The following is a 25,215-nucleotide window of genomic DNA, read 5'->3' on the forward strand; positions in this document are numbered from 1 at the left end:
GGAATTCCTAATCATTGGCCTGCTGGGGTTTGCCTTTGCCGGCATTTTCCAGAGCCGCAGTGGCAGCGCCAGTAACGCCTTCGAGAATTTCCCACTGGGCGCCAATGGTTTTGCGTAATCGCATCCACTGCGCATACAGCGAGTCGTCCAGCGGCCAATGCTGATGGACCAGGGATTGATAATGGGAGAGGGCAGCCTTCGCGCAGTTTTCCATGGAAAAGCGCTCGGCGGTTTCTAGCGCGGCATTATGCAGGGATTGCCGCTCAGTGGGTTCCAGATCGTATACCCACTGGAATCCGGCAAGCAGTTCCCGCTGGCAGTGTTTGAGAATCAAGCGCCCGTTGAAGCGGTCATCGACGACTTCGCGCACACCGCTGGCATCCAGCGCCACTACCGGGGTGCCTGCGGCCATCGCTTCGGTGAGCACCATGCCCTGGGTTTCGCTGGTGGAGGTGAAGCCAAATACATCCATCGCGCTGTAGGCGTCCCGCTGTGTCTCACCTTGCAGGATGCCGGTCATATGCAGTCGATCCGACAAGCCATTCTCTGCAAAAATTTGTGTAATGCGCGCTTGCAGCGGTCCGCTGCCAACCACCATGAAATGCGTGTTGGGGTTGCGCTGCATAAATTCCGCCACCGTATCTGACAGGAATTCGAGATTTTTCTCTTCCGCCAGCCTGCCCAGGTGACCAATAACAAATGCATTATCCGGAATACCGTAACGTGCACGGGCCTTGGCCCCGTCCCCATCGCAGTAATCCTCCAGTTGCACACCGGTCGGAACAACACTGATTGGCGACTTCACGCCGCGCTCGCGTAACAGTTCTGCGACGCTTTCGCTTGGTGCAAACACCTTGCTGGCGAGATTGCTATAGCGGGTGGCTAACTCAATCACGAAACGTTTCAGCGCATCGGAATCTGCGGGGACATAGTGGGTGTAGCGTTCGTACAGAGTGTGGTGGGTAAAAACTAATGGCAACTCGCGGCTGCGGGCGATGCGGAGTGCCGTCATGCCCAATAGAAACGGGTGATGTGAATGCACGAGGTCGGGTTCAAAAAAATCCAGCCGGTCGCTGAGCTCCCCGGAGAGCGGCAGTGCCACGGAAAAATCGCTGCCATTGAAATTCTGGATCGCAGGAATGCGCACCACATCCATTTCATTTTCGATCTTGTCATGAAACTCGGGCGCGACCACCATTACATGATGGCCTTGCCTTCGGTATTCCCGGCAAAACGCAGCGACTGAGCGGGCAACACCACCTACATGCGGCAGGTAGGTGTTGGTGAGCATAACGATATTCACAGTGGTTTGAGCTCCACCTGTTCTGTATCGGGATCGACAACCTGTGGGTGGTAGCCAAAGGCGCGAACTTCTATTACCGGCGGTATGTCATGCCACTTACCCGTCCACGAAACCCGCGGGTTTTCCCCCGGCAAAATCTCCAGTGAGATAGTCCCAAAGTGCGTGGGCGCTGGGCCAAAGAGAATAGGGCGCTTGGCTTCCGTGTCACTCAACCATTCTGGTGGCAACCCGGACGCCAGAATTAGCTTATCGCCTTCTTCACGTACAAAACAATTGCGCTGCATGGTGACCCATTCTGCCGCTGCCCAGGCGTGCTGTCCGTCGCCCATGCACCCGCCGAACGAGTGGGGATGAATGGCTTCCGGCCATTGCCCAGTGGGTGTGGCGAGTTTTGCAGTATTGCGCATCAGCTCAATACAGCGCGGGTCACCGGCACGCAGCAGCACCTGGGCCACGTGGATTGTCAGGTAGGCATTAATCCCCGAGTGGATCATGTCCTGAAAGAAACCGCCAGAAACAAAGCATTCTTCCAATAGGAAATCTGCCAGGTCCAGCAGGCGCGGATCGTCCGGCTCGTACAGTTTTAGGGGGTAGCCTGCGGCAATAGAGCCAATGGCACCGGCATCCAGTCGCCGCTTGGGTGACGCGGGCATGGCCGGGCGTTTGAGCCGTTCCGCACAACCCTGCAAGGCCTCATCCACGGTCAGCATAAAATCGTCGGCATGGCTTTGAAAGGTCGCTGCATCCTCGGCCTTACCTTCGCGCTGGCAGATCGTAACGGCCGCCTGTTGGCCGGCAATGCCCCAGAAGTCATCCCAGAAGTAGCAGTCATTTGGACCCAGGTGCTCCGCACTAAAGCCCGCGGGTAGTAAGCCTGCGGTAAGGCTGCCATCTTTTGGGAGTCGCTTGTTGTCAATCCAGTGTGCGCCACGCAGCACAGGGTCGAGCCACTCGGGTTTGAGCTTCTGCCCGGTAATGCGGCAGTACTGATCGATAATCCAGAGCGCTTCGCCGTTTGAGTCCCATTCGCCATCCTGTGAGTGGAAATAGCCGTTGCGTTTCTGTCGCGATGGAAAGCGCTCCAGTGCCTTTGCGGCACGATCAAGCAAACCGGCGTGCAACAGTGATTGGATCATGAATGCTGCGTCCCGGAACCAAAAACGCTTGTAGGTATACGGGCCCGGATACACGTCGTGGGGGGAGTGCAGAATCAGTGTGCGCACTGCAGCATCGTAGAGAAACTGCATCTGGTCGTCGGGTACACTCATTGCACAGTGCTTCTCGAGATTTGCGCGCCAGCCAGGAGGTGCATTGCGGCGGTTTAGTGGGCAGTGTTGCGGAATGGTGACAAGGGTGTCGAGGGTTTGCCCGGGCTCGATACGAAACAGCGCAGCGGCAGTGGCCATGCCCACATCACACTCCGCGTGTGTCTCATTGGTGTCATCGCGCAGGTACAGGGAAATATCGCCTTTCTTGTAATCCGATGCGTGATGCCTATCCATCGGACGGTCGAACAGTATGCGATCTTTGCCATCCACCAGCCATTCATCGCGGTTGCCCTGCAGCGATATCTTGTTGATAAAGGCAACCCCCTCGGGATTGCATGGCCTGAGGGACACTACCAACCATCCGCCGTTACTGTGGCTGGCCTTAAGGCGCATATGGCAATTGTTGTGCTGATCGTCGAGTTCTGCCCAGACGCGGCTTAGCAGGCTGCATTGTTCGGTCCCGGATTGCGTGACCACCGCAACGCCATCGAGCAATCTCAAGCGCTGGGTAACGTCATCGCGCTGGGACGGATACAGGTTTTCTCCGTCGTCGCCGATCACCCAGGCATCAATCGACCAGCCATCGTAGTGGGGCGTCAAAAGCCCCCTTGGGTCAACGATGGGCATTTCCTCACTGCCGGGTACGCCTACGGCGGTCCAGTTGCGGTGACTGAGATTACAGTGGGTAATGGAGAAGGCGCGCGGGATGAAGGATATATCGGCCGGGTCGAACTGGCGTTCGATCCAATAGGGCCACACCCAGTCCAGGTTGTGCTGGATCACCTTGCTGTTCATCAGCGCGCGCGCATGGAAGATAACCCCAGCGCGCAATAGCTCGATTGGCTCGCTGACTTCCGATGGCTCGGCAAAGCGCTGCATACGCGCCATGACCGCGAGAGGATCGAGGAAACCGTGGGATGTCGCAAACTTGCGCACGAAGAACCGCCAGGGAAGCCATTTCATCCAGGGCATGAGAGTTCTCCTCCGTTCATCGCCAAATTCAAGTTTCGCCACGCATTTTCCTGACCGCTCCACAGCGGATGGTGGCACTGAATAGCTCCAGGCATCATTGTTTAGGTTAGACAATCAATAAAAAGCATGGCGTGCCACCATGCGGGTACTCATTGCTTCAACGGTGCAAGGGCTCGTCGCGCAATACGTGTAAGGCCAACCAGCGCCACAATCGCCAGGACAAAACCCATTCCGTAGAGCGCCCACTCAATCGGGGTTCTTTCCACTTCGCTGCTGCCGAGTGTGGTGAGATCGGAAGCAATCGAGCCCACATAGACGTTGGTGAGGGTGAGCGGGATGATGCCGAGGAAGTTGCCCAGCAGAAAGTCCCGGAAGCGCACGGGTGTCAGTCCAAAAAAATAGTTGGAAAGCTTGAATGGAAACAGGGGTACCAAACGGGTGTACATGATCATCTGCCAGCCCTCATCCCGTATGACGTCGCCGATATTGGCTGGCTTGACCTTGGACATGACCCATTCGGATGGCCGTTTTCCAAACAGGTAGCGCGCAATTAAAAAGGCAATACCGGCACCCAGTACAGTACCCGCGACAACCAGCACGGTACCTTTGATGACCCCGAAAACGAATCCTGCGCCCATCGTGAAAATTACCCCGGGTGCCAGGCAAATAATGGCCGCCGCCATAATAAGAATGAACAACAGACTGGCCTGCCAGCCTTGATCTTCTAACCACTGCAGGATTTCGAGAATCTGCTCGTCGAGGTCGAAGTAGTAAATTAGTCCCAAGCCAATGCACACACCGGCGATACAAGCCGCCATAAAGAGTGCTGAGGCATGCTTCCCCTTCATAGTTTCATCCCGTGCGGAGCGCGCCCCGTAAAAGGCGTGTCATTCTCTTAGCCTAGTCGAAATCTGCGCATATTTTGCCAGTAACCTGCGGGTCGGCGTGACATGATGTTCTACACACCCCGGTTACAGAGTCGATCGTTCTACACTTTGGTCACTGATGCGGCGAAATGTGTAAAGAGTGACAGGCTTTGATGACAGTAGCGGAGCTGCAATATGCACTGGGCATGGCGGGAACCGTCGCGTTTGCGGCGACCGCGGTGGCGGCTGTTGCACCCAAACGCATCGATCTATTTGGCGCTCTGGTGATGGGGGTTATTACCTCAATCGGCGGGGGTACCGTGCGCGACCTGATCTTGGGTGTGCCGGTATTCTGGTCGGAAGATCTGAATTACATTTGGGTTGCTCTGGCGGCGAGTCTGCTGGCTTTTATCGCCAACAAGCGAATGACCGGTCGACAGGTCTACCGGGCCATGCTGTACCTGGATGCCGCCGGCGTCGCTTTGTTTGCGATTCAGGCTGTAGAGAAAACAATGGATCTTTCGTTCGCGCTACCCCTTGGTCCAATTTTACTCGGAATCATCACCGCAATTGGTGGTGGCCTGTTGCGCGATGTGCTGGCCGGCAATGAAACATTGCTCATGCGTAAAGAGTTGTACGCGGTACCAGTCACATTGGGTTGCATCACTTATATCGGCTTACTGGCGATGTTTCCCGGTGCCGCTCTCACCATAGGTGCCGTTAGCATGCTGCTAATATTTTGCTTACGCAGCGCCGCGATTTACTGGCATCTGTCTGTGCCGGATTCCCTCCTTTCCCGACCAGGTGATAGCAAAGAGACTGAAAAATAGAGTCGGACCCATGCAGCTAAGTTTTGCTCCCGCACAGTGGGTGTCCGTCTGTAATCTCGCCACTGGGTGGTAGTTTTTCTCTACGCACCTGGCAAATTTGTCGTGAATTGACATGGACACTCTGGAAATATCCGAGGGCATAGATAGTGATGTGTGATCTTGAAGTGAACCTAGAAACAGAAGGGTAAGTATCTGGCGCATTCGCACCAGTAGGGTCGGCCATTTTCCAAAAATACGGTGCGGTTTTGACCTGAAAAACTGCACTTGGGCAGAGTTTCAACCAAAGCGCCCGCTACTGGTGATACAGAAAACGCTGCCGGGGTCTATGCCTTACGGGCTGTGAACACCGGCAGCGGAAAGATAGATGTAGGCTACCTAAATAGGGCCAGCCTTATTGTATCAACCAATCATCCTCCTCAAGTAGCTCGATTATCTGGGAGAGCGGCAGGCACGGTCGACCAGAATGGTCCGCCGCCGGTGCGCTCGAAGATATGCCCCCTATGACACATATCTCCCGATCCCATTTCTGCATCTGAAACATGGTAAAGATACGGCGTGCGCGTATGTTAGTTTCATCAAGTAATATGGGTCGCTCGGCGGTATGAGCATCATTTAAGGTGCGAATGTAAGCAACCAGCGCTGCCTCCTCGTCACTTGTCAAACCAAGGTTGCCAAGTATCGGCCCGCCCACCGCGGTATCTGGAAATTCCGGGCTGGGCCAGCAGTTGTGCTCGAGGGCTACTGCTGCGGTGAGGTCAGTACCCTCTGCAATCGTCTCTGGGATGAGTGTTTCGCAGCGTACTTTCACGTCACGCGTATTATAAAAGTGCACCAGAGTTTCCAGGCTTTTAAACCAACCATTATGCGTGTACGCCTTGGTAAATACACCGGGTTGAGCGCCTTTACTGGTGTTGCGCAAAGTCGGTGTGCGTACTGGGCCTGGCAGGGCATCCAGCAAATGGTTGCTCAGTCCCGGGTCGGGGGAATTTGGGATATGCGGGTTATGGGGTACACCGATATTGTGATAGCTGTGATCGGTGTACAACTGTAACGGTTCGGTGCCATCTTCACCAGGGCCTGAGTGACAGAGCGCGCAGGCTCCTGCAGCGACAGGGCCAGGGGGGCCGAATGGACTTTGGTAGAATATGTCGTGGCCAAGGTTCTCTTCTTCTGTCAGTAACAAAAGGGGGAACTGGCCAGCATCCTTATTGGCTTCAGATAAGAGCGCACAGAACTCCGCATCATAATGCTCGGGATAACTGCTCCCATCACAGGCGAGTTCTGCGCGTAGTGCCATATCCCGTTTTGATGAAAATGTATTGATGTCTTCGGAGTGCTGATAAGCACCGACCGATAACATCAGCCGCTTAAAGGAAATGTCGTAATGGGTGTTGTTGTTGTAAGCGAGCGTCGCACTGCAATCTAGGTCCACACCCCATGCGAGCTTGTACAGCGGTGCATAGATTGAGTTTTCTACCCGCTCGCAAACATCGATACGGGCAATGTTTTGCTCCGCGGGATTCGGCATGGGGTTTAGCGCCTGATCAGAGGTCGGCCCCTTGTACTTGCCGAATGCCATGATCGCAGCATTTTCTATGTTGTAGAACACCTCATCGCCCAAGTGCGGGGCCGGGGCCGTGTTGCCTACCGGGGTATCATTTCCCTGCGAACGGCCATCCCAGAAGTTTCCGCCGCAAAACGGTATTCCGGCAAACAGGTTACAGGGGGAACCGGGCACGGCAGGCTGCCAGGGCGGGCTAAATGACGCATAGGCGTTTGTTGGCGGTTTGCGGTTGCCGATATTGGGTGCGGTCGCGCCTGGCACAACCACGCTGGTTTCGTTGACATCCGAAAAGCCGGATGTACCCCCAGCAAACGGCTCATGGCAGCTGGCGCAGGCCTGATTTCCTTTTGGGTTGGAGAGTTCTGAATCGAAAAACACATGTTTACCAAGAAGCTTGAGCGCTTGATCCCGTAAGACCTGTTCCGATTCTTCTTGGGCGGTGGCGTTGAGACTAGCGAATGGAATACTGAAGATCAGTGCCAGTAGGGCACGCCTTCGAAATCTATCCGGCCTATCCATTGAGTTGCTCCTTGTAACTCTATATCTATGCACTTCTAAACGATCGATGTTGCGTCCTATCGTTTTCGTCGGGTTGTACAGACTCCTCAACACATACCTTGTATAAATTCCCCTTTGAATAGGATGTGTTAATGCGCCATTTTCTCTATCGCGATATGGCGATGAGGGTTGGTTGTAGCAATGTCACCTAAAATTTGTGGTCAAATTTTGGTCGCCTCATAATCGTAGGCTGAGTTACAAACTTTGATCGATTCGCGGCGCGAATATATTTTGAATGACACAAAGATCAATATGTCTTGGCAGAAAGGAATTCCTTACAAAGCAAGCGTAGGGGAATATGTGATCGGGCTCTCTGGGAGGATCGTACAGTCACCACTTGCTGTGTGTAGATAACGACGAGTTTATGAGGATAGGATTTACAAACAGAAATGACTGATGACCAAGGTAAGCGAATCTCTTGATGTGATACGGCTTGGCGGTAAATTACGTTAGTCGCTTTTCTGGGGCCTTTATCACTTGCCAGGTAATCGTTCACCTGAGCGATTAAGCCCGATGGAATAGCCAAGCCAAGCCGGCTGAGTTGCTTTCTTGGTGTCCCTGGTTTTCAGGCGGTACAGTCTGCGCAGTCTTCATCATTCATGTCTATTCGTATTGACAGGAAACGCCTTCTTTGAGTTCTTTGTTGGATTTTCAAGGTCTACCGCCATATTTCGAGGCTGCATTTAATGTGAACGCCGACATGTCTGACTGACGTTTGGGAACGGTCAGAATACCGACCGTATCCGGATGCTAAACGCCTGCGCCTCATTGAATTCATCCGTAAATGCAGGATTCCTGATGTGCTGGATGCTGAACGTCGTATCCAGGCCAACAAATAGTGGAAAGCGATAAAATAGCTCGAAGTTTACTTCCTCACGTGCGGTGGGTACTACGGATTCGATCCAGTTGACGGCGGCACCCATCATGTCGTTCTGCATTCCAAGAGGGCCACTAGGATTGTTGAATATAAAAGAGAGCCCCGCCTGTTGGCGATAGATGGCTGCATCGTTCCAGGAGCGCCCCCAGCGCAGCACGGCAACGTTCTTCCCGCGTGGGTCCAGCTCTTGTTCCAGCTTTACGGTAACACCATGGCCGGGCAGGCCGGTACTGGCATTAATGGGCTGGCGGTCCTTGGTTCCGTCATTGTGCCAGAAGGTTATTTTTGAATATCCGGCTTTATCGGTCTTCGGGCATTGCTTGAAACCGATCTCAACCGCCTTATAGAAATCCTTGGCACCAATGTCGCCGAAGTTCTGGCGATCCCCATTGGCGTCGGAGACGAGTCCGAGAAAACGCCAGCGTGGGCTGGGGTGCTTTACCGCTACAATGCCAAGCCCGGAGTCAGGATAACCACTGACAAATAGACCGGTACCGGCATTCGGTAGAAAGGTTGTTACCGGGGCGATGTACTGCGAGGTGGCAAGGATGGCATCGGGTGTAATCTTGCCGATACGGTACGCCCAGCCAGCCTCTTTACTGCCTTGCTCCCAATACAGGTTTCTGAACGGAAGAAACGTCGGGGTATAGGCTGAGAATGCGTTTGCAGTCCCACCCGCTGTCGCCATGCTCACGAAGCCGAGATCCTGTGGCCCGGTTGTGCCGTAGTCCCAGCGGCCTTCAATGTGCACGTAAAGCTTGCCGGCAGTCGGTTCGCCACGCTTATAGGCATCCCATTGAGCGACGAGATCCATATCCGTAGTGCTACCGCTCTTGGAATCATCGTCTACCGATTCGGTAATACCTTGGGAAGCATGATTAAACGTGACCCCGACCCGCACACAATTCTCGCGATAAATCATGTCCGAGAAATTGCTGAATGCGTCGTGGGCACCCTTGAGAGGTGAAATACCGAGTAAGGAGTCCCGCTGCGCGCGGCGAATAGTAATGTCCGGTAGTACCACCGAGGGATCCGTTGGGTCGCTACTGACGGCGTCTTTTGTGCTTGCGTTTGTATGGGGGGGCGAGGCAACCGCTGCAGGGGCCACACAGAGGACGCAAACACAAAGTAAGTTGAGCGCGGGTGCGCGCATGCACTTCATTGGCTGCCCTGTATCAGTCGGAACGAGATACATTCAAGATTGGTTTAGCCAACCTCAACCGTACCATCTTCATAGATGGCAATGGGATCTCCTGACTTCACCGACTTAAGGAAATCGTCACCGAGCTTGTCAACGGTGATGATTCTGCGGTCATACCAGATGTCGTTCATAAACAGTCCAGCAGAGGAAACGGAATCAATCGGCCATGCGAATAGCATTGCCTGTGGGCCCACACCAATTTCACTCATACCCATCAGCACGCAGCCGCCAAGAGTTGAGCCGACGGTCTGGGTAGTGCAGATAATGGCTCCCTTAAGGTCTTTCTGATAAAGGTCTTTGTTGGCCGCATCGGTACAGGGTGCCGTTTCTGTCTCACCACCAAACATATTCTTGATGTAGGAATTACTCGTGTTGAATGGCACTGTTGATACGAGCGCTTTCCCTTCCAACTTGCCTGGTAATAGTGCGCGGCCCTGAAACTTCTTCTTTGCCATGTCATTCTCCAGCGTTATCTATAGGCTTTAACGGGTGTATCGGTGTTGGTTCGACTAGGCGTTTTTAGGGATTTCTCCGGTAACGATGATCTCCAGCAGTACGTCGTCTGGAAAATATCGCAATGTCGAATAGTTGCGGGTTTTTGCAGAATTCGTCACGCCGAAGACGCGCTCGGAGAAACCTTTCATGCCGGCATAGGAAACTGAGCACATGTTGGTAAATTTCATTCCGGCTTGTTTCATACGCCCGACGAGCTCCGGGTGCTCCTCTACCAGGTGGTCGCGTACGACGTTGGCGCAAAACAGGTAGACAGGGATGGCAGCTTCTTTCTTGCCATTCTTCTCCAATGCCTTTGTAACATTGGTTCCCCATTGAAGGATTTCGTCATAGGTATTGTGCGGGCAGCCAATAAAGCAGTGCGTGGGCGCATGATCTTTTTTTGTCCACTGGTTTTCGAAGGTGTCGCTTATGCGCTCCTGTTCTGCGTCGTCGATGACATAGGTCTGATAGCCGTCCAGCAGCAGCTTGCGTTCGTGCTGTTGTGCATCCGGTGTGACGCCTTCCACGTGGTACAGGCCCACTGCGCCACTGGAGGCGGTGGCACTACCCATTGCCTTCAGTTTGTGCATATTTTCATTGGTGATCTTTCCGCCAAAGTAGCTATCCAGCGCGGCAATAAACGGCACATCCTCTACACACTTACGGCCGATTGCCGTACCGATCACACCCCAGTCAGGTTCTTTACTTGTTTTTACATCGATCAGCCATTTGGCCTTGCGCCCCTCATCCGTCATTAATCCAAAGCGGGGCGCCTTGCCGACAATCGCACACAGCAACTCCATGCCGGTAGCATTGCGGTTGGTGCGCAGACCAAGTGCGGAGTTTCCGTAGTTCACCGCGGAGGATTCCGCCCAGGCGACATAGGTTCCCGGTTTCGGCGCATTACCGATCTCAGGTACGTAGCAGGCGCAGCTGCGGTAGTTGAGGTCGGGTGAGCCAAGGCGTACATGTACCCAGTCAACATCCCGCTGCCGGGCATAGCCCTCGTAAATCAGCTGCATATCGGTTGGGTTGTTGTTGACGTTGTACGCATCGTAGGGGCGGGGGTTAACCGTGTAAGGCGCGTAGGATTTGAGTCCGGCCTTGGCCACTTCATCGAAAATGCCAATCAGCGAAGCCATGTATTCGGTGCCGAAGTACATGGAGGAGTGGGGGCGCCCGCCCAGCTTTACGAGTTTGTCAGCCCCAAAGGCATTTCCGTGCGCCACCAAAATCTTCATGAGTTTGGCCATTTCAGGGCCCTTTGACCCTCCGAGCATGTCTTGCTCTTCTTGGGTCAGCGGCATTTGATACGGCTTGCTATCCGTCTTTTCTGCGGGTCCGCCGGCAACAACACTTTTGCCGGATGGTTTGCTCATATCGGAATAGGTCATTCCATCCGCTTCTTTCGCTGAAATTCCCTGCCGGATGGTGCCGCTCTTGGCCTGTGCTTTGGGGGCTGCTGGCTTACTGGCTTTTTTAGCTTCGTTCGCCTTGTCGGCTGCTTGTGCCTCCGATTTAGTCGGAAGAATGATATTGGTCGCGGGAATGAGTACCGCTGCCTGACAGAAATTTCTTCGTTTCATCGAATGGGCCACTTGCTCGGTTGTACATCAGTTGGGAGAACTTCGTGCAATCCCTGAATCGAGATTGAGCCTTGCTGCATGGCGCTCAGCTCTTGTGGAGGTCGATTGCTGGGACATGTGTATGAGAATAGATAGAAAAATGACTGGATTACTTAATGGGGGTAAGCGACCGCCAAAATTTCAGACAGTTCTCTATTGGAACTAAAGTTTCTTGAATACACGATGGTGATTCAGCCCGGCTGGCCGAATCTTTCGATGCAGGTTCAATAACGTGACGGAATCTCGTTCGCCACAATACCTAAGACCATTGCTGCCACGGGATAAAGCCGAAGCACATAGGGCCGCGACACAGTTAGAACTACTGTTTGACCTGGTATTTGTCATCGCTATTTCTGCTGCAGCGCATGGGCTAGGGCATGCGATTGCGGACGGGCACTGGCAGGAAGGTGTTATCAAGTTCCTGCTGGTGTTCTGGTGTGTGTGGTGGCCATGGAACCTGTTTACCTGGTTCGCATCGAGTTTTGACAACGACGATGTCGGGTATCGAATTACGGTGATGGTGCTGATGCTGGGAGCATTGTTTATCGCTGCCAGTGCTCCAGGATTCTTTGAAGATCGTTACCTGCGCTATATGTTTAGCGGTTACATGATCATGCGCCTGGCATTTGCTTCTCTATGGCTGAGGGTCGCCTGGGCGAAGCATGAATATCGAAACACCGCACTAATTTACGCGGGTGGTCAGGTACTGATGCAGGCCTATTGGGCGTGGCTGGTCTTTATTGTCCCGCGTGACCACGACCACTTCACGTTGCTCTTTGTCGTCGGCATTGCCTTAGAAATGCTGATTCCGTTTCTGGGAGAGAAGGCCGGCACCACTCAGTGGCACCGACACCATATCGTCGAGCGGTTCGGGCTGCTGAATATAATCGTATTGGGTGAAGTGCTGCTCGGCAGTAAAGAGGCTCTTTCTGAAGCGATTCATTCCGGTTTTTGGGGGGATTATTTACTGGTGTTTACCTGCGGCGCCGTGCTCGCGTTTTGCATGTGGTGGCTCTATTTCTCTGTGGATGGCCACCTGGCCTCCGAGAAACTTGAACGTGTCTTCGTATGGGCTTACGGCCACTTCCTTATTTTTTCCGGTGGTGCTGCGGTGGGTGCGGGGCTATTGGTGGCGGTGGAACGGCTTCACGGGGGACACGGGCTATCGCAAGTGGCAACGCTCACTACGTCGCTCGCAGTATCCATCTACGTCCTGGGATTGTGGTTGGTGCGAGACCAGTTCGCAACGAAGGATAGTCGGTGCTGGATTATGTTACTCGCAGTGCCGTTCCTTCTTGCCTGCGGCTGGCTACCGTATGGGATCGTCTGGTTAACTCTGGTATTGGTGGTGTGTCTGGTGCTGCGTTTGCGAGCCCACCCGGAGCAGGCGGCAGCAGCGTGATTCCTTGTGCATGAACTGTATATGGCTTTACGAATTCTCGTGTGCACTCGAGAAGTCGAATTGCAGGCACAAAAAAGCCCGGCACAAGGCCGGGCTTTTTAATATGGCGGTGGGATAGGGATTCGAACCCTAGGAGCTGTTACACTCAACGGTTTTCAAGACCGCCGCTTTCGACCACTCAGCCATCCCACCAATTTGTCCGGCGCATTATACCGAGCTGTCTTGCAGGTACAAGTGCGATCCGAATTTTTTTAGTAACTTCAAAGAGTTAGCTGCAATTTTGAACAGCTAACTCTCTGTTGTTACTTTAGCACTTAGCCTTCGGCTACCTCGTTATTGCGTTGAACACGCGGATCATTTGCCGGCCGCGCAAGTGCGCGAGGGCTGTGATCGATGTTCGCGGGTTGCGCGGTATCCAGTGGGCGCAGTTCGCCAATTTCCAGTTGCTTGGTAACGACCTGAATATCAACCAGCGGTTTCGGGTTAACACGCGGGTCGTTGCTCGCACGGGTAGGCTTGCCGCTTGTGGTGGCGCTAGGGGCTTCCTGTACTGGCGCTTCTTGCACTGGCTCTTCCTGAACTGGTGCTTCCTGAACTGGTGCTTCCTGAACTGGTGCTTCCTGAACTGGCGCTTCCGTTACGGTGGCCGCAACTTCTTCGTCAGCTACCGGAGCGGCTTCCTGAGCTTCTACCGGGGCCTCAGCGGCTTGTGGTTTGCTCTCGCTTGGTTGCTCGGCTGGGGCAGTTTCCTGTACTTCAGCCTTGGCAGTTTCAACCTCAACTGGCGCTTGCTCGACGGGAGACTCGGGTACTTCAGCTACTGCTTCTACCGCTGGTTGCTCGGCCTTGGGGGCCACAACTTCAGGTGCTGCGGGGGCTTCCTGTTTAGGCGCTGGCGCAATAGCTTCCGGTTCGGCCTTGGGCGCTGCTACTTCCGCTGCAGGCGATTCTGGCTGCTGTTCCTGTTCGGCACGCGGCGGGCGAGGCTTGCGCTGACGACGCGGCTTATCAGAGCGCGCGCCACGGCTTTCAGACTTCGCTTCAGCGCTGCTATCTACCTGTGCAGGTTGTTCAGGCTTGGCTGCTTCTGTCTCGCCTTGCTTGGATTCTGCAGCTTCTGGTGCGGCTGCGGCGTCAGCAAGCGGTTGAGCCTGATCACCACCACGGCGACCGCGACGGCGGGGTTGCGGGCGACCGCGTACGTTGCTGGGGCGACGTGACGGACGCTGCTGCTCTTCACCAGATTCGCTGCTTTCTGTCACTTCCAGGTTATTTACTTCGGCTTCCGCAACCGCAGTCTGCTGCTCGTTGCGGCGATCACCACCGCGACGACGGCGACTGCGACGCTGGCCGCCTTCACGACCTTCGCCACCGCGCGCGTTCTCGCGGCCTTGTTCACGCTTGCTGTCGCGCGCGCTTTCAACCGCATCGCTGTCTTCGCGGCGTTTGTCACCACGCTTGTTGCGTCCGTCTTCTCGACGCTCTTCGCTGTGCTGCTCGTCGCGACCTCTGCCGCGATTTCCGCGGCCACGTCCACGGCCACCGCGCTGGCTGCGATTACGCTGCTGATAGTTTTTGCCGCGGCCTTTACCTTTCTTGTGCTTCTTGCGGCTGTCTTCGTCCTCACCGCCAAACAGGCCGGCGATCGCGCTGATCAGACGGCTGAACAATCCTGGCTTCGCTTCGGCTTTCGCTTTGGTTTTCGCTTTGGCCTTAGGCTTTGCGGGCGGCGTTGGGGCCGGAGCAGTGTGGGCAATCTGCTGCACCGCTGGCTGCGCTACCGGACGTGCCGGTTCTTCGTCCGCCTTGTCGAGGGATTCCTCGATGCTGCCGGAGATCTTGTAGGAGGTTTCCAGGGTGGTGGAGTCGTCGTCGCGCAAACGCTGCACTTCGAAGTGTGGGGTTTCCAGATCGGCATTCGGCACCACAACAACACGGGTGTTGTTGCGAGATTCGATATCGGAAATTGCTCCACGCTTTTCATTCAGCAGGTAGGTTGCCACATTAACCGGCGCAATCGCGCGAATCTCGGCGCTACGTTCTTTTTTGGCTTCCTCTTCTACCAGTCGCAGGATGGACAGGGCGAGTGACTTGGTGCCGCGAATGGTGCCGGTACCGCTACAGCGCGGGCACACACGGAAGGTGGTTTCACCCAAGGATGGGCGCAGGCGCTGGCGAGACATTTCAAGCAGGCCGAAGCGAGAGATGCGGCCGACCTGTACCCGGGCACGGTCCATGCCCAGCGCTTTTTCCATGCGTTTTTCAACTTCGCGCTGGCTCGACTTGCTCTGCATGTCGATAAAGTCGATCACCACCAGGCCGCCCATGTCACGCAGTCGCAACTGGCGAGCGATTTCGTCCGCGGCTTCCAGATTGATGGTGCGTGCAGTTTCCTCAATGTCGCCGCCTTTGGTGGCGCGGGAGGAGTTGATGTCGATAGAGATCAGCGCCTCGGTCACATCGATTACGATGGAGCCGCCAGATGGCAGTTTCACTTCGCGTTCGAAGGCGGTCTCGATCTGGCTTTCGATCTGGTAGCGATTAAACAGTGGAATGCTGTCATCGTAGAACTTCACCTTGTTGGCGTAGTTCGGCATGACCTGACGGGCAAATTCGGCCGCCAGCTGGTAAGCGCCGTTTTCATCAACGATCACTTCGCCGATGTCGTCGCGCATGTAGTCGCGAATCGCGCGGATGATGACGTTGCTTTCCTGGAACAGGAAGTGGGGCGCCTTGGACTCATCCGCTTCCTTCTTGATGGCGGTCCACAGTTGCAGGAGATAGTTGAGGTCCCACTGCAGCTCTTCGCCACTGCGGCCAACACCAGCGGTACGGACGATGATACCCATGCCGGAAGGTACTTCCACGCTGGACAGGGCATCGCGCAGATCGCTGCGCTCCTCGCCTTCGATACGGCGAGAAATACCGCCGGCGCGAGGGTTGTTTGGCATCAGAACCAGATAGCGACCGGCCAGGCTGATAAAGGTAGTCAGGGCGGCACCTTTGTTGCCGCGCTCTTCTTTATCGACCTGAACGATAACTTCCATGCCCTCTTTGACCACATCCTTGATCTTGATGCGGCCCTCAATGTCTTTGGGCTGTTTGATGAAGTATTCGCGGGAAATTTCTTTCAGGGGCAGGAAGCCGTGGCGCTCAGCACCATAGTCCACAAATGCGGCTTCGAGGGAGGGCTCTACTCGGGTAATTTTACCCTTGTAGATATTGGCTTTTTTCTGTTCGCGAGTGCGATTTTCGATATCCAGGTCGTACAGCCATTGGCCATCAACCAGGGCAACGCGCAGCTCTTCCGGCTGGGTCGCGTTAATCAGCATTCTCTTCATGCGTTGGTATTTTCCTTGCGTTACGCAAAGGTAAAACACCACTGAAGCTCGCAGGCGTTGGTGGTTTGGCTGTATTTGCCCGGCGCCGGGTAGGGCGGGGGTACACAGCTTTCGTGTATGTGGCTAAGTCCGCGTGCCATCGTTGTGGTCACGGCGGTCGGCCTACATACCGATTTAACTCAGAATACCCCTTCGTGTTCGGGCGTATCCAGATCCTGCCAGTCCGGGCCCGGTGTGTTTCTTTGGGCGGTTCCTGGCTGCCAGCCATATGGGGCTGGCATGGGTTACATGCTTTTCCGCTCTGGGGCCGGCTCGTGGCTGGGCCCTGTGTCTCTAATTGTTGCCGGCGGTGCAGGGACGGCTTTCCATCTCAGGCACGGGCCGGGGGCCAGTTCGGTCGCTGGCGCGCATTCTCAGAGCGATATGTAACGAGTTGAGTTTGTTCCAAGCGCTGCGGGCGTCAGCCCGTCTTACCTTCGCAAAAATCCCGTTTCTTCGGGTTGGTGTCGGCGAGAACTTCGGAAGTGACAGCTCATCACTGCCTGTGTACTTCCTTGGCACCATCTTTCGACGCGCTCTCGAAGGGTCTCACCGACAAAGTTTTGTTGATAACGCGGTTTTCCGCGCACCGGCCTGATTGGCGGTATTTTCTCGAGAACGGCACCTGGGTTTTTATATAGCAGAAAAACCGTGCACCGCCGAAAACCAGCCCAACTTAGGCGGGCCGAATATAACACGCCCCATCTTGAGCATCAATTGTGTGCTTCAAATGGTTAGTGCATGCCGTTATCATGCGCCCCATGCGAAGTACCCCTCCAAACAAGGCTGCTCAGGCCAAAGAATCTCGTTCTGACGCCAATTCCCCCAAGGGGGGCGTTGGCGTGCAGTTTATTACCGTTCCGGAAGAGCTGGCAGGCCAGCGCGTGGACAACTTCTTGCAGGCGCGCCTTAAGGGTGTGCCGCGCTCCCGCATCTATCGCATCCTGCGTAAGGGTGAGGTACGGGTAAATAAAGGAAGGGTGAAAGCGGAGTACCGTTTGCAGGCGGGGGATGTGGTCCGTGTGCCCCCGATCCGTGTATCCGAAGAGGCGCCAACCGCAGTCGCGGGAGATCAGCTGCGGCGTACACTTGAGGCGGCCATTCTTTACGATAAGGGTGGTCTGCTGGTGGTGAACAAGCCTGCGGGACTTGCGGTTCACGGGGGGAGCGGGGTGCGTCTCGGGCTGATTGAGGCGCTGCGCCAGATGTATCCCGAAAGCCCGTTTATGGAGCTGGTGCATCGGCTCGATCGCGATACCAGTGGTGCCATTCTCGTTGCGCGGAAACGGTCCGTTCTGCTGCATGTGCAGGGCGAATTGCGTGCCGGGAAAATGGATAAGTCCTATCTGGCGCTCGGTGTGGGTAAATGGCCGCGCGCGCAAAAGCTGGTAGAGGCCCCGCTGCGTAAAAACACACTGAAGAGTGGCGAGCGCATGGTTGTCGTGGATGGCGAGGGCAAGCCGTCGACGACGCGGTTTCAGGTGGAGGAGCGACTCAACGGCGCCACTTTGTTGCGCGCGGAGCCGGTGACTGGGCGTACCCACCAGATTCGAGTACACGCACAGTTTGTCGGCTGCCCATTGGCGGGGGATGTCAAATATACGCCCGGCGAAGCTAACGCGCATTTTCGGCAGTTGGGCCTCAAGCGCCTCTTCTTGCACTCTGCCCGGGTGGGCTGCAGCTTGCCTGACGGTACTCGTGTGAGTGTTGAGGCGCCTCTGCCTGGAGAGCTGGCTGGGCTTGTGGGTAAGTTGCGTAAGAGTTTTTGATAGGGGTCGGTTGCCGATGCTGGTTATTCTCGATTGGGATGGGACGGTATGCGACTCGGAGGCCCGTATTGTGGCCTGTATGCAGCGCGCTTCTGATCGCGCCGGGTTGCCAGTGCTCGAGTCCTCCGCTATCGGCAATATCATCGGTCTCGGTCTCCCTGAGGCGATTGCCACGTTATTTCCCGAAGCGCATAGCGAGCAGCGCGGAGACTTGCGCGAGTACTATGCCGAAGAGTGGTTGGCTGCGCGCGGTGAACCGCTGCCGTTGTTTGATGGCGTTTTGGATACTCTTGATCAGCTTCTTGGGTCTGGTCATCAGCTGGCGGTTGCGACCGGGAAGAGTCGCCGTGGCCTGAATCGCGAATTTGCCGAGCATGGAATAGGGCACTTGTTTGCAACTAGTCGCTGTGCCGATGAAACCGCTTCAAAACCGAATCCGGCCATGTTGCGTGAAATATTGTGCGAGATCGATTTGCCCGTCTCGGAAGCGGTAATGGTGGGGGATACGGAATTTGACCTGAAAATGGCGGCGGCAATTGATATGCCCGCGATAGGGGTTAGCTACGGTGTGCACAGTCGTGAGCGGCTGCACGACTGCTCCCCACTAAAGGTCATTGATCACTTTGCCGAGCTTCTTGCTTGGCCGCCGTTAGTCCCCTGACGCCCTTTAATTGGATCTGAGTCGGACGGTTATCGGTCGAGAGGATTGATTCCCTTGTGTCTCAGCAGCTCCACCAATCGAATTAGTGGTAGCCCAATGAGTGTATTGGGGTCAGATCCTTCCATTTTTTCGAATAAAGCGATCCCCAGACCTTCCGACTTGAACGAACCCGCACAATCCAGAGGGTGGTCGAGCTCAACGTAGCGGGTGATTTCTTTTCTGGTAAGCTCGCGAAAGTGAACTGAATAGGTTTCGCATACGGTCTCGTGGCTCATATCGCGCGTGTCCACAAGGCACAGGCCAGTATGAAAGTTTACCGTGTGGCCGGAGCTATGGGTGAGCTGCTCTTTGGCGCGCTCCTTGGTGCCGGGCTTGCCCAGCAGTGTGCCTCGACACTCCGCGACCTGGTCGGAGCCGATAATGAGGTGGTCGGGATACCTGTCTGCCAGCGCCAATGCCTTTTCGCGCGCTAGTCGGCTGGCGAGATCCCCGGCGGCTTCCCCTGGCAATACTTCTTCATTTATATGGGGTGCGCAGCTCTCAAAATTTAGGTGTAGCTTTGACAGGAGCTCACGGCGGTAGCTCGAACTGGACGCTAGAATTAGGTTGCGCATGAAGCTTCTCCACTGGTTGTCCTCCCTGGGAAATCATGGGAGGGCGAGTGTTTTCGGGCGCTGATCATGCGGTGGATGATTTGTTTTGACAAGCCTCAGGTGAGTCCATAGAATTGCGCGCTTATGTCGATACCCCCCCAGAAGTCCGGTCAGAAAATGGCGCAGAATTCACCTCAGAAATCCGCGCTGCCGCGCCGCATAGACGCACGTAAGTTGGTGCAGCGCGGGCAAGAACTGGATGGTATTGTGCCCCACGATGGTCTGCCTCGGCTGACGGCATCTACGGAATCAATCGAGGGTGACGTAACGGTCTCTCTGGCGTTTGCCCGAGACCTGCAGCGCCATCAGGTGGCCACTGGTCATCTTGAATTGACGGTCAACCTGCTTTGCCAACGCTGTTTACAGCCGGTGAGCGAGTTGATTGAAGCGGATGTCGCACTGGGGTTTGTCTGGTCCGAAGAGCAGGGTAATGCCTTACCCAAGTCTCTGGATCCGGTGATACAGGAAGGCGATGAGCTGGATCTGTATCAGGTATTGGAAGATGAGATTTTGCTCAATCTGCCAATGGTGGCTTACCACGACTGGGACTGCGTCGCGCATGAGGCATTCCAGAGTCAGGGTGAGGAACCGGAAGCGGAAGAGCAACGAGAAAACCCCTTTAAAGTACTGGAACAGTTGAAGGGTTCGTCAAACAAGTCTTGAGGGTTGTTTGAAGGGTTTGGGCTCGCCGGTAGGCGCCCCGGTTCCGGTTTAAACTGTTAGTTATGTTTAGGAGCACCAAATGGCTGTTCAGAAGAGCAAAAAAACCCGTTCCCGTCGCGGCATGCGTCGCTCTCACGACGCCCTGAGCGGACCAACTCTGTCCGTAGACCCGACCACCGGTGAGAAGCACCACCGTCATCACGTGACCAAAGACGGTTTCTACCGTGGTCGCAAAGTGGTAGACGTTGGCGGCTCTTCCGAAGAAGAGTAAGTTTTGTCCAGCCAATTTCGATTGGCCGTGGATGCGATGGGCGGGGACTTAGGTCCCCGCTCTGTCGTTCCGGCCTGCGCAAGATTTCTTATCCGCTACCCTCGTGCAGCGCTCAAGCTGTTCGGCCCCCGCTCGGAACTCCAGTCCCTCCTGAATAGTGAACCGCCATCTGTCCGCGAGCGCGTGGAAGTGGTGGACTGCGTACAAGTGATTACCCAGGGTTGTAACCCGGTTCACGCCTTGCGGCACAAGCGCGAATCATCAATGGCAAAAGCGTTGCAGTCGGTATCTTCCGGTGAGTGCGGAGCCATGGTGACCTCCGGTAATACCGGCGCTCTACTGGCATTGGGTCGCAGCATCCTGGGTACGGTTGAGGGTGTTCGTCGTCCAGCGCTTGGCAAGTCATTGCCCACCTCAGAAGGCTCCTGCTTTTTGTTAGATCTCGGGGCCAATATCGACTGCAGCGCGGAAGATCTTGTGCAGTTTGCGCGTATGGGTGTTGAGGCGCAGCGGGTGTTTTCAGGCCGGCAGGATCTTTCTGTTGCCTTGCTGAATATTGGTGCCGAAGCGCACAAAGGCACTGAAGAGATTCGCCGTGCCGGCCAGCTTCTTCAGGCTGACCCATCCATTCAATACGCAGGCTTTGTTGAGGGGCATGACATATTCACGGGTGTTGTGGATGTGGTGGTGTGCAACGGGCTCATGGGAAATGTGGTCATGAAATCCGCTGAGGGCGTCATTCGACTTATTGGTCAGAAGACGTTCACCATCGATAAGAAGGCCCCCCTGAAGCGGTATTTTGGCCAATTAGCCATAAATCTGTTGCGAAAATGGCGGTCACAGCTGGAGCCGTCCCGCTATAATGGCGCCAGCTTTTTAGGGCTGGAAGGCAACGTCATCAAAAGTCATGGCGGTGCCAGCAGTGAGGCGTTTTACCGCGCTATGTTGACCGCAAAAGAGTGTGCCGAATCTGACCTGGCACATCTTGTAGGGCGGGCTCTGGCCTACCAGGCCCAGCGTCAGACCGGATGTGATTGATTCCCGGTCTTTCGCCCCGAGGTTCGACCAACAGGCGCCCGCTGTATAGCCATCCCTGGAATTAGTGGCTTAATTTATTTGGTTAAAGGATGTTCAATGACCAACTCAGTATTGGCGTTCGTTTTCCCCGGGCAGGGTTCACAGCAAATTGGCATGCTGGCGGATGCCGCCCAGGCCTTTCCTGAGGTCTCTGCGACCTTTTCTGAAGCTTCCTCCGTTCTCGGCTACGATCTTTGGGACCTTTGCCAAAATGGTGCCCAGGAAGATATCAATCTCACCGAAAGAACCCAGCCGCTTCTTTTAACGGCTAGCGTTGCCCTGTACCGCGCCTGGTTGGCGCAGGGCGGAGCTGCTCCTACTTACATGGCGGGTCACAGTCTGGGCGAATGGTCGGCACTTGTATGTTCCGGCGTGCTCAATTTCGCAGACGGTGTGCGCTTGGTGCGCGAGCGCGGGCGCCTGATGCAGGAAGCTATTCCTGCAGGTGAGGGTGCCATGGCTGCAGTTATCGGTCTCGACGATGCAGCGGTCGAAGCGGCGTGCGCCGAGTCCGCGCAGGGTGAGGTAGTCGCTGCGGTGAATTACAACTCGCCGGGCCAGGTTGTAATCGCCGGTAGCGCAGCGGCCGTCGGTCGCGCCATCGACGCCTGCAAGGTGGCTGGTGCCAAGCGTGCCATGCCATTGCCAGTGAGTGCACCGTTCCATACCGAGCTAATGCGCCCAGCGGCGGACAAACTCGCGCCACAAATCGAAGCGACCGCGTTTAACGCGCCCGCAACACCGATTATTCATAATGTGCACGCCAAAACCGAAAGTGACCCAGCTGCGATCAAGGCCTTGATGGTCGAACAGATCTACAGCCCGGTACGCTGGACTGCCTGTGTTCAGTCGATGGCGAGCTCTGGGGTGCAGCAGCTGGTTGAGTGCGGTCCGGGCAAGGTTCTGGCCGGCCTCGCAAAGCGCATTGACCGCAGCCTTGCCGCGCACAATGTTGAATCATCCGAGCAGCTATCCGCAGCGGTTATCGCTACGGCCAGCTAATAGCCGCAAAAAACAGCTCAATAGTTGACGAAGAACCCCGCCCCTCCGGCCCGTTTTGTTAATGGGTCGGTTGTTGGCGATCTGGAGAAATTATGACAATTACAACTTCACTGGAAGGGAAGGTTGCACTGGTTACTGGCGCCAGCCGAGGAATTGGCGCGGCGATTGCAGACCTACTTGGTGCGCAGGGTGCCATTGTGATCGGCACTGCGACCAGTGCTGGCGGCGCAGAAAAAATTACAGCACGTTTTGCAGAAAAGGGTATCAAAGGTTCTGGTAAAGAGCTGGACGTAACCAACGCTGAAAGTATTGCTGGCGTTTTGGACGCGGTAAAAAGTGAATTTGGTGCGCCCACCATCCTGGTAAACAACGCCGGGATTACCAAAGACAACCTGCTGATGCGCATGAAAGATAACGAGTGGGATGACGTTCTGAATACGAACCTGACCGCTGTTTACCGTGTCAGCAAGGCGTGTTTGCGTGATATGACCAAGGCGCGCTGGGGCCGCATTATCAATATCAGCTCTGTGGTCGGCAGCATGGGTAATGCTGGCCAGAGCAATTACGCTGCCACCAAAGCGGGTGTCGGTGGTTTTGCTCGGGCTCTTGCCGCAGAGGTGGGTTCCCGCGGGATTACGGTGAACACCGTAGCACCAGGTTTTATCGATACCGATATGACTAAAGTGTTGCCGGAAGCGCAGCGTGAAGCGCTGCTGAGCAAGATCCCTCTGGGGCGCCTGGGTGCACCTGAAGAAATTGCCTCCGTTGTTGCATTTTTGGCCAGTGATGCTGGCGGTTATGTGACCGGAGAGACCATTCAAGTGAATGGTGGTATGTATATGGGTTGATTTTCTTTCGAGAAGACCAACTTAACTGATTGATTGGTAAAGAAAAATTTATCATTCAATGGTTGCGGTGAGGCGGTGCATTACATCCCGAAAAAATCAGGGTACAATGCCGCCTCGCATAAACCGTTAGCTGTGTAAGCCGGTTACTGAATCGTCAAAAATGACGAATAAATTTTAAGCAGTGACCAAATTAGATTTTTATCCACTAGGAGTTAAATTGAATCATGAGCAGCATTGAAGAGCGCGTAAAAAAGATCGTTGCTGAACAACTGGGCGTGAAGGAAGAAGATGTAAAACCTGAAGCATCCTTTGTTGAAGATCTGGGCGCTGACTCCCTCGACACTGTTGAGCTGGTAATGGCTTTGGAAGAGGAATTCGAGACCGAAATTCCGGACGAAGAAGCCGAGAAAATTACCACTGTTCAGCTGGCCATCGATTACATCAACCAGAACCTGGGTTGATTCCTGCTGGATAGCTTAAGTAGCGCGTGACCAATACACGTTACTTTTACCGCCAGTGCGACGTGCACTGGTCGGTATAAAAGCTTTACGAGAGCCGTTCTATGTTGCATAGCGCGGCTCTCGGCATATTTGAAACTTGATAAATTTGCGACCGATAATGGCAATAGGGTTACGGCGCATAGCATGTATATCGGGGAGACATCAGTGTCGAAAAGAAGAGTCGTTATTACCGGTATGGGCATGGTTAGCCCTCTGGGCAACAACCTTGAAGATACCTGGTCTGCTTTGTTGGCAGGTACCAGCGGTGTTGTGCCGATTGACACATTTGATGTTTCTGCATTCAGCACACGCTTTGCAGCGACAGTAAAAGATTTTTCACCGGAGCCTCATATTCCAGCGAAAGAAGCACGCAAAATGGATGTGTTTCTGCAGTATGGATTGAGCGCCGGTATTCAGGCCATGGAAGATAGTGGCTTGGAAGTATCCGAAGAGATGGCCCCAAAAGTCGGTGCTTGTATCGGATCTGGTATGGGCGGTATCGCCGCCATCGAGAATAATGCAATGTTGATTGCAGAGAAGGGGCCGCGCCGGGTTTCGCCCTTCTTTGTTCCTGGTGCCATCATCAATATGGTTGCCGGCAACCTGTCGATTAAATACGGAATGAAAGGCCCGAACCTTTCGACAACAACGGCGTGTACTACCGGAACCCACGCGATCGGGATTGGTTTGCGCACCATTCAATATGGTGATGCCGATGTGATGGTTTGCGGTGGTGCAGAGATGGTTACCACGCCGGTTGGTCTTGGTGGTTTCTGTGCAGCGCGCGCACTCTCCACTCGCAATGATGACCCGCAGGCAGCCAGCCGCCCCTGGGATAAAGACCGTGATGGCTTTGTGCTGGGTGAGGGCGCGGGTGTATTGGTACTCGAAGAATACGAGCATGCCAAAGCGCGTGGAGCAAAGATCTACGCTGAGTTGAGCGGCTTTGGTATGAGCGGTGATGCGCACCATATGACGTCACCACCGGAAGATGGTGCTGGCGCAGCGCTTTCCATGTCGAACGCGCTGAATGACGCGGGTCTCGAACCTGCGGCTATTCAGTACATTAACGCGCATGGTACCTCTACGCCGCTGGGCGATAAGGCAGAGATTGCTGCGGTACGTTCCGTGTTTTCCGACTCCTTGGATGCGCTGGCGGTAAGCTCGACCAAGTCTATGACCGGCCACCTGCTGGGTGCTGCGGGTGCGATCGAAGCAATTTTCTCCGTTAAGTCGATCCAGGATCAGGTCGCGCCACCCACAGTGAATCTCGATAACGTCGATGAGAACTGTACCGGTGTTAACCTGGTGCCACATAAGGCGCAAGAGATGAAAATTGATGCTGCGTTATCCAATTCATTTGGATTTGGCGGCACCAACGGCTCGCTGATTTTTCAGCGCGTTTAACCGTGCAATATGCGATGGAGCGG

At 54.9% G+C, this 25,215-nt stretch carries 20 protein-coding genes and 1 tRNA gene; 11 read left to right on the plus strand and 10 right to left on the minus strand.

The features are described from left to right. Nucleotides 1–7 precede the first annotated feature (7 nt). The 3 genes from LCM31_RS09975 to LCM31_RS09985 form a co-directional block, all read right to left on the minus strand. A complete protein-coding gene (locus LCM31_RS09975; protein ID WP_224869661.1) occupies nt 8–1,303 on the minus strand; it encodes a glycosyltransferase in 1,296 nt (431 codons plus the stop codon). Continuing rightward, nucleotides 1,300–3,543 carry a hypothetical protein gene (locus tag LCM31_RS09980; protein ID WP_224869663.1) on the minus strand — a complete coding sequence of 748 codons (2,244 nt, stop codon included), beginning with the start codon at nt 3,541–3,543 and terminating at the stop codon, nt 1,300–1,302. The genes LCM31_RS09975 and LCM31_RS09980 overlap by 4 nt, the downstream gene beginning before the upstream one ends. A 149-nt stretch (nt 3,544–3,692) precedes the next feature. Further along, on the minus strand, nt 3,693–4,391 hold the full coding sequence (locus tag LCM31_RS09985) for a TVP38/TMEM64 family protein (protein ID WP_224869665.1): 699 nt from the start codon (nt 4,389–4,391) through the stop codon (nt 3,693–3,695). A gap of 191 nt (nt 4,392–4,582) precedes the next feature. Here LCM31_RS09985 and LCM31_RS09990 point away from each other — a divergent pair, with 191 nt between their 5' ends. Beyond that, nucleotides 4,583–5,239, plus strand: coding sequence for a trimeric intracellular cation channel family protein (locus LCM31_RS09990; RefSeq protein WP_224869667.1), 657 nt, complete (start codon nt 4,583–4,585; stop codon nt 5,237–5,239). Nucleotides 5,240–5,630: 391 nt separating this feature from the next. On the opposite strand, the gene LCM31_RS09995 is transcribed toward LCM31_RS09990, so the two are convergent. The 4 genes from LCM31_RS09995 to LCM31_RS10010 form a co-directional block, all read right to left on the minus strand. Further along, the gene (locus LCM31_RS09995; RefSeq protein ID WP_224869669.1) at nt 5,631–7,322 is read right to left on the minus strand and encodes a cytochrome-c peroxidase; all 1,692 of its coding nucleotides are present in this window, start codon (nt 7,320–7,322) and stop codon (nt 5,631–5,633) included. A gap of 764 nt (nt 7,323–8,086) precedes the next feature. Further along, nucleotides 8,087–9,262, minus strand: a complete 1,176-nt coding sequence (locus LCM31_RS10000; RefSeq protein WP_224869670.1) for a carbohydrate porin — start codon at nt 9,260–9,262, stop codon at nt 8,087–8,089. 182 nt (nt 9,263–9,444) lie between these two features. Continuing rightward, complete coding sequence (locus LCM31_RS10005) at nt 9,445–9,894, minus strand: aconitase X swivel domain-containing protein (RefSeq protein ID WP_222228339.1); 450 nt, start codon at nt 9,892–9,894, stop codon at nt 9,445–9,447. A 54-nt stretch (nt 9,895–9,948) separates the two neighbouring features. After that, nucleotides 9,949–11,520 carry an aconitase X gene (locus LCM31_RS10010; RefSeq protein ID WP_224869672.1) on the minus strand — a complete coding sequence of 524 codons (1,572 nt, stop codon included), beginning with the start codon at nt 11,518–11,520 and terminating at the stop codon, nt 9,949–9,951. Between the two features lie 271 nt (nt 11,521–11,791). On the opposite strand from LCM31_RS10010, the gene LCM31_RS10015 reads away from it, so the two are divergent. Continuing rightward, a complete protein-coding gene (locus LCM31_RS10015) occupies nt 11,792–12,961 on the plus strand; it encodes a low temperature requirement protein A (RefSeq protein WP_224869675.1) in 1,170 nt (389 codons plus the stop codon). A 104-nt stretch (nt 12,962–13,065) separates the two neighbouring features. Here the strand turns inward: LCM31_RS10015 and LCM31_RS10020 are convergent. Together LCM31_RS10020 and rne are read right to left on the minus strand one after the other, a co-directional pair. Further along, nucleotides 13,066–13,153 (minus strand) — tRNA-Ser (locus LCM31_RS10020). A 122-nt stretch (nt 13,154–13,275) separates the two neighbouring features. Continuing rightward, a complete protein-coding gene (gene rne, locus LCM31_RS10025; RefSeq protein ID WP_224869677.1) occupies nt 13,276–16,302 on the minus strand; it encodes a ribonuclease E in 3,027 nt (1,008 codons plus the stop codon). An 800-nt stretch (nt 16,303–17,102) separates the two neighbouring features. Between rne and rluC the strand changes: the two genes are divergently transcribed. After that, the gene (gene rluC, locus LCM31_RS10030; protein WP_224869679.1) at nt 17,103–18,110 is read left to right on the plus strand and encodes a 23S rRNA pseudouridine(955/2504/2580) synthase RluC; all 1,008 of its coding nucleotides are present in this window, start codon (nt 17,103–17,105) and stop codon (nt 18,108–18,110) included. Nucleotides 18,111–18,126: 16 nt separating this feature from the next. Continuing rightward, on the plus strand, nt 18,127–18,771 hold the full coding sequence (locus LCM31_RS10035; protein WP_224869681.1) for an HAD-IA family hydrolase: 645 nt from the start codon (nt 18,127–18,129) through the stop codon (nt 18,769–18,771). Nucleotides 18,772–18,800: 29 nt separating this feature from the next. Here LCM31_RS10035 and LCM31_RS10040 read toward each other — a convergent pair whose 3' ends face one another. Next, a complete protein-coding gene (locus LCM31_RS10040) occupies nt 18,801–19,385 on the minus strand; it encodes a Maf family protein (protein ID WP_224869683.1) in 585 nt (194 codons plus the stop codon). Nucleotides 19,386–19,508: 123 nt separating this feature from the next. Between LCM31_RS10040 and LCM31_RS10045 the strand changes: the two genes are divergently transcribed. The 7 genes from LCM31_RS10045 to fabF all read left to right on the plus strand — a co-directional run bounded on the left by LCM31_RS10045 (nt 19,509) and on the right by fabF (nt 25,192). Next, nucleotides 19,509–20,087 carry a YceD family protein gene (locus LCM31_RS10045; RefSeq protein ID WP_224869685.1) on the plus strand — a complete coding sequence of 193 codons (579 nt, stop codon included), beginning with the start codon at nt 19,509–19,511 and terminating at the stop codon, nt 20,085–20,087. A 79-nt stretch (nt 20,088–20,166) separates the two neighbouring features. Beyond that, entirely contained in the window at nt 20,167–20,358 is a 192-nt protein-coding gene (gene rpmF, locus LCM31_RS10050; protein WP_077403652.1) for a 50S ribosomal protein L32, read from the plus strand. Nucleotides 20,359–20,361: 3 nt separating this feature from the next. Continuing rightward, on the plus strand, nt 20,362–21,396 hold the full coding sequence (plsX, locus tag LCM31_RS10055; protein ID WP_224869687.1) for a phosphate acyltransferase PlsX: 1,035 nt from the start codon (nt 20,362–20,364) through the stop codon (nt 21,394–21,396). 96 nt (nt 21,397–21,492) lie between these two features. Then, nucleotides 21,493–22,437, plus strand: a complete 945-nt coding sequence (fabD, locus tag LCM31_RS10060; protein WP_224869689.1) for an ACP S-malonyltransferase — start codon at nt 21,493–21,495, stop codon at nt 22,435–22,437. A gap of 92 nt (nt 22,438–22,529) precedes the next feature. Continuing rightward, on the plus strand, nt 22,530–23,285 hold the full coding sequence (gene fabG / locus LCM31_RS10065; RefSeq protein ID WP_224869691.1) for a 3-oxoacyl-ACP reductase FabG: 756 nt from the start codon (nt 22,530–22,532) through the stop codon (nt 23,283–23,285). A 224-nt stretch (nt 23,286–23,509) separates the two neighbouring features. Next, nucleotides 23,510–23,746 carry an acyl carrier protein gene (acpP, locus tag LCM31_RS10070; RefSeq protein WP_010130751.1) on the plus strand — a complete coding sequence of 79 codons (237 nt, stop codon included), beginning with the start codon at nt 23,510–23,512 and terminating at the stop codon, nt 23,744–23,746. A gap of 204 nt (nt 23,747–23,950) precedes the next feature. Next, a complete protein-coding gene (gene fabF, locus LCM31_RS10075) occupies nt 23,951–25,192 on the plus strand; it encodes a beta-ketoacyl-ACP synthase II (RefSeq protein WP_222246606.1) in 1,242 nt (413 codons plus the stop codon). The last annotated feature ends 23 nt before the right edge of the window (nt 25,193–25,215 follow it).

This window comes from Microbulbifer agarilyticus, assembly GCF_020171345.1.
Taxonomy (GTDB): domain Bacteria; phylum Pseudomonadota; class Gammaproteobacteria; order Pseudomonadales; family Cellvibrionaceae; genus Microbulbifer; species Microbulbifer agarilyticus_D.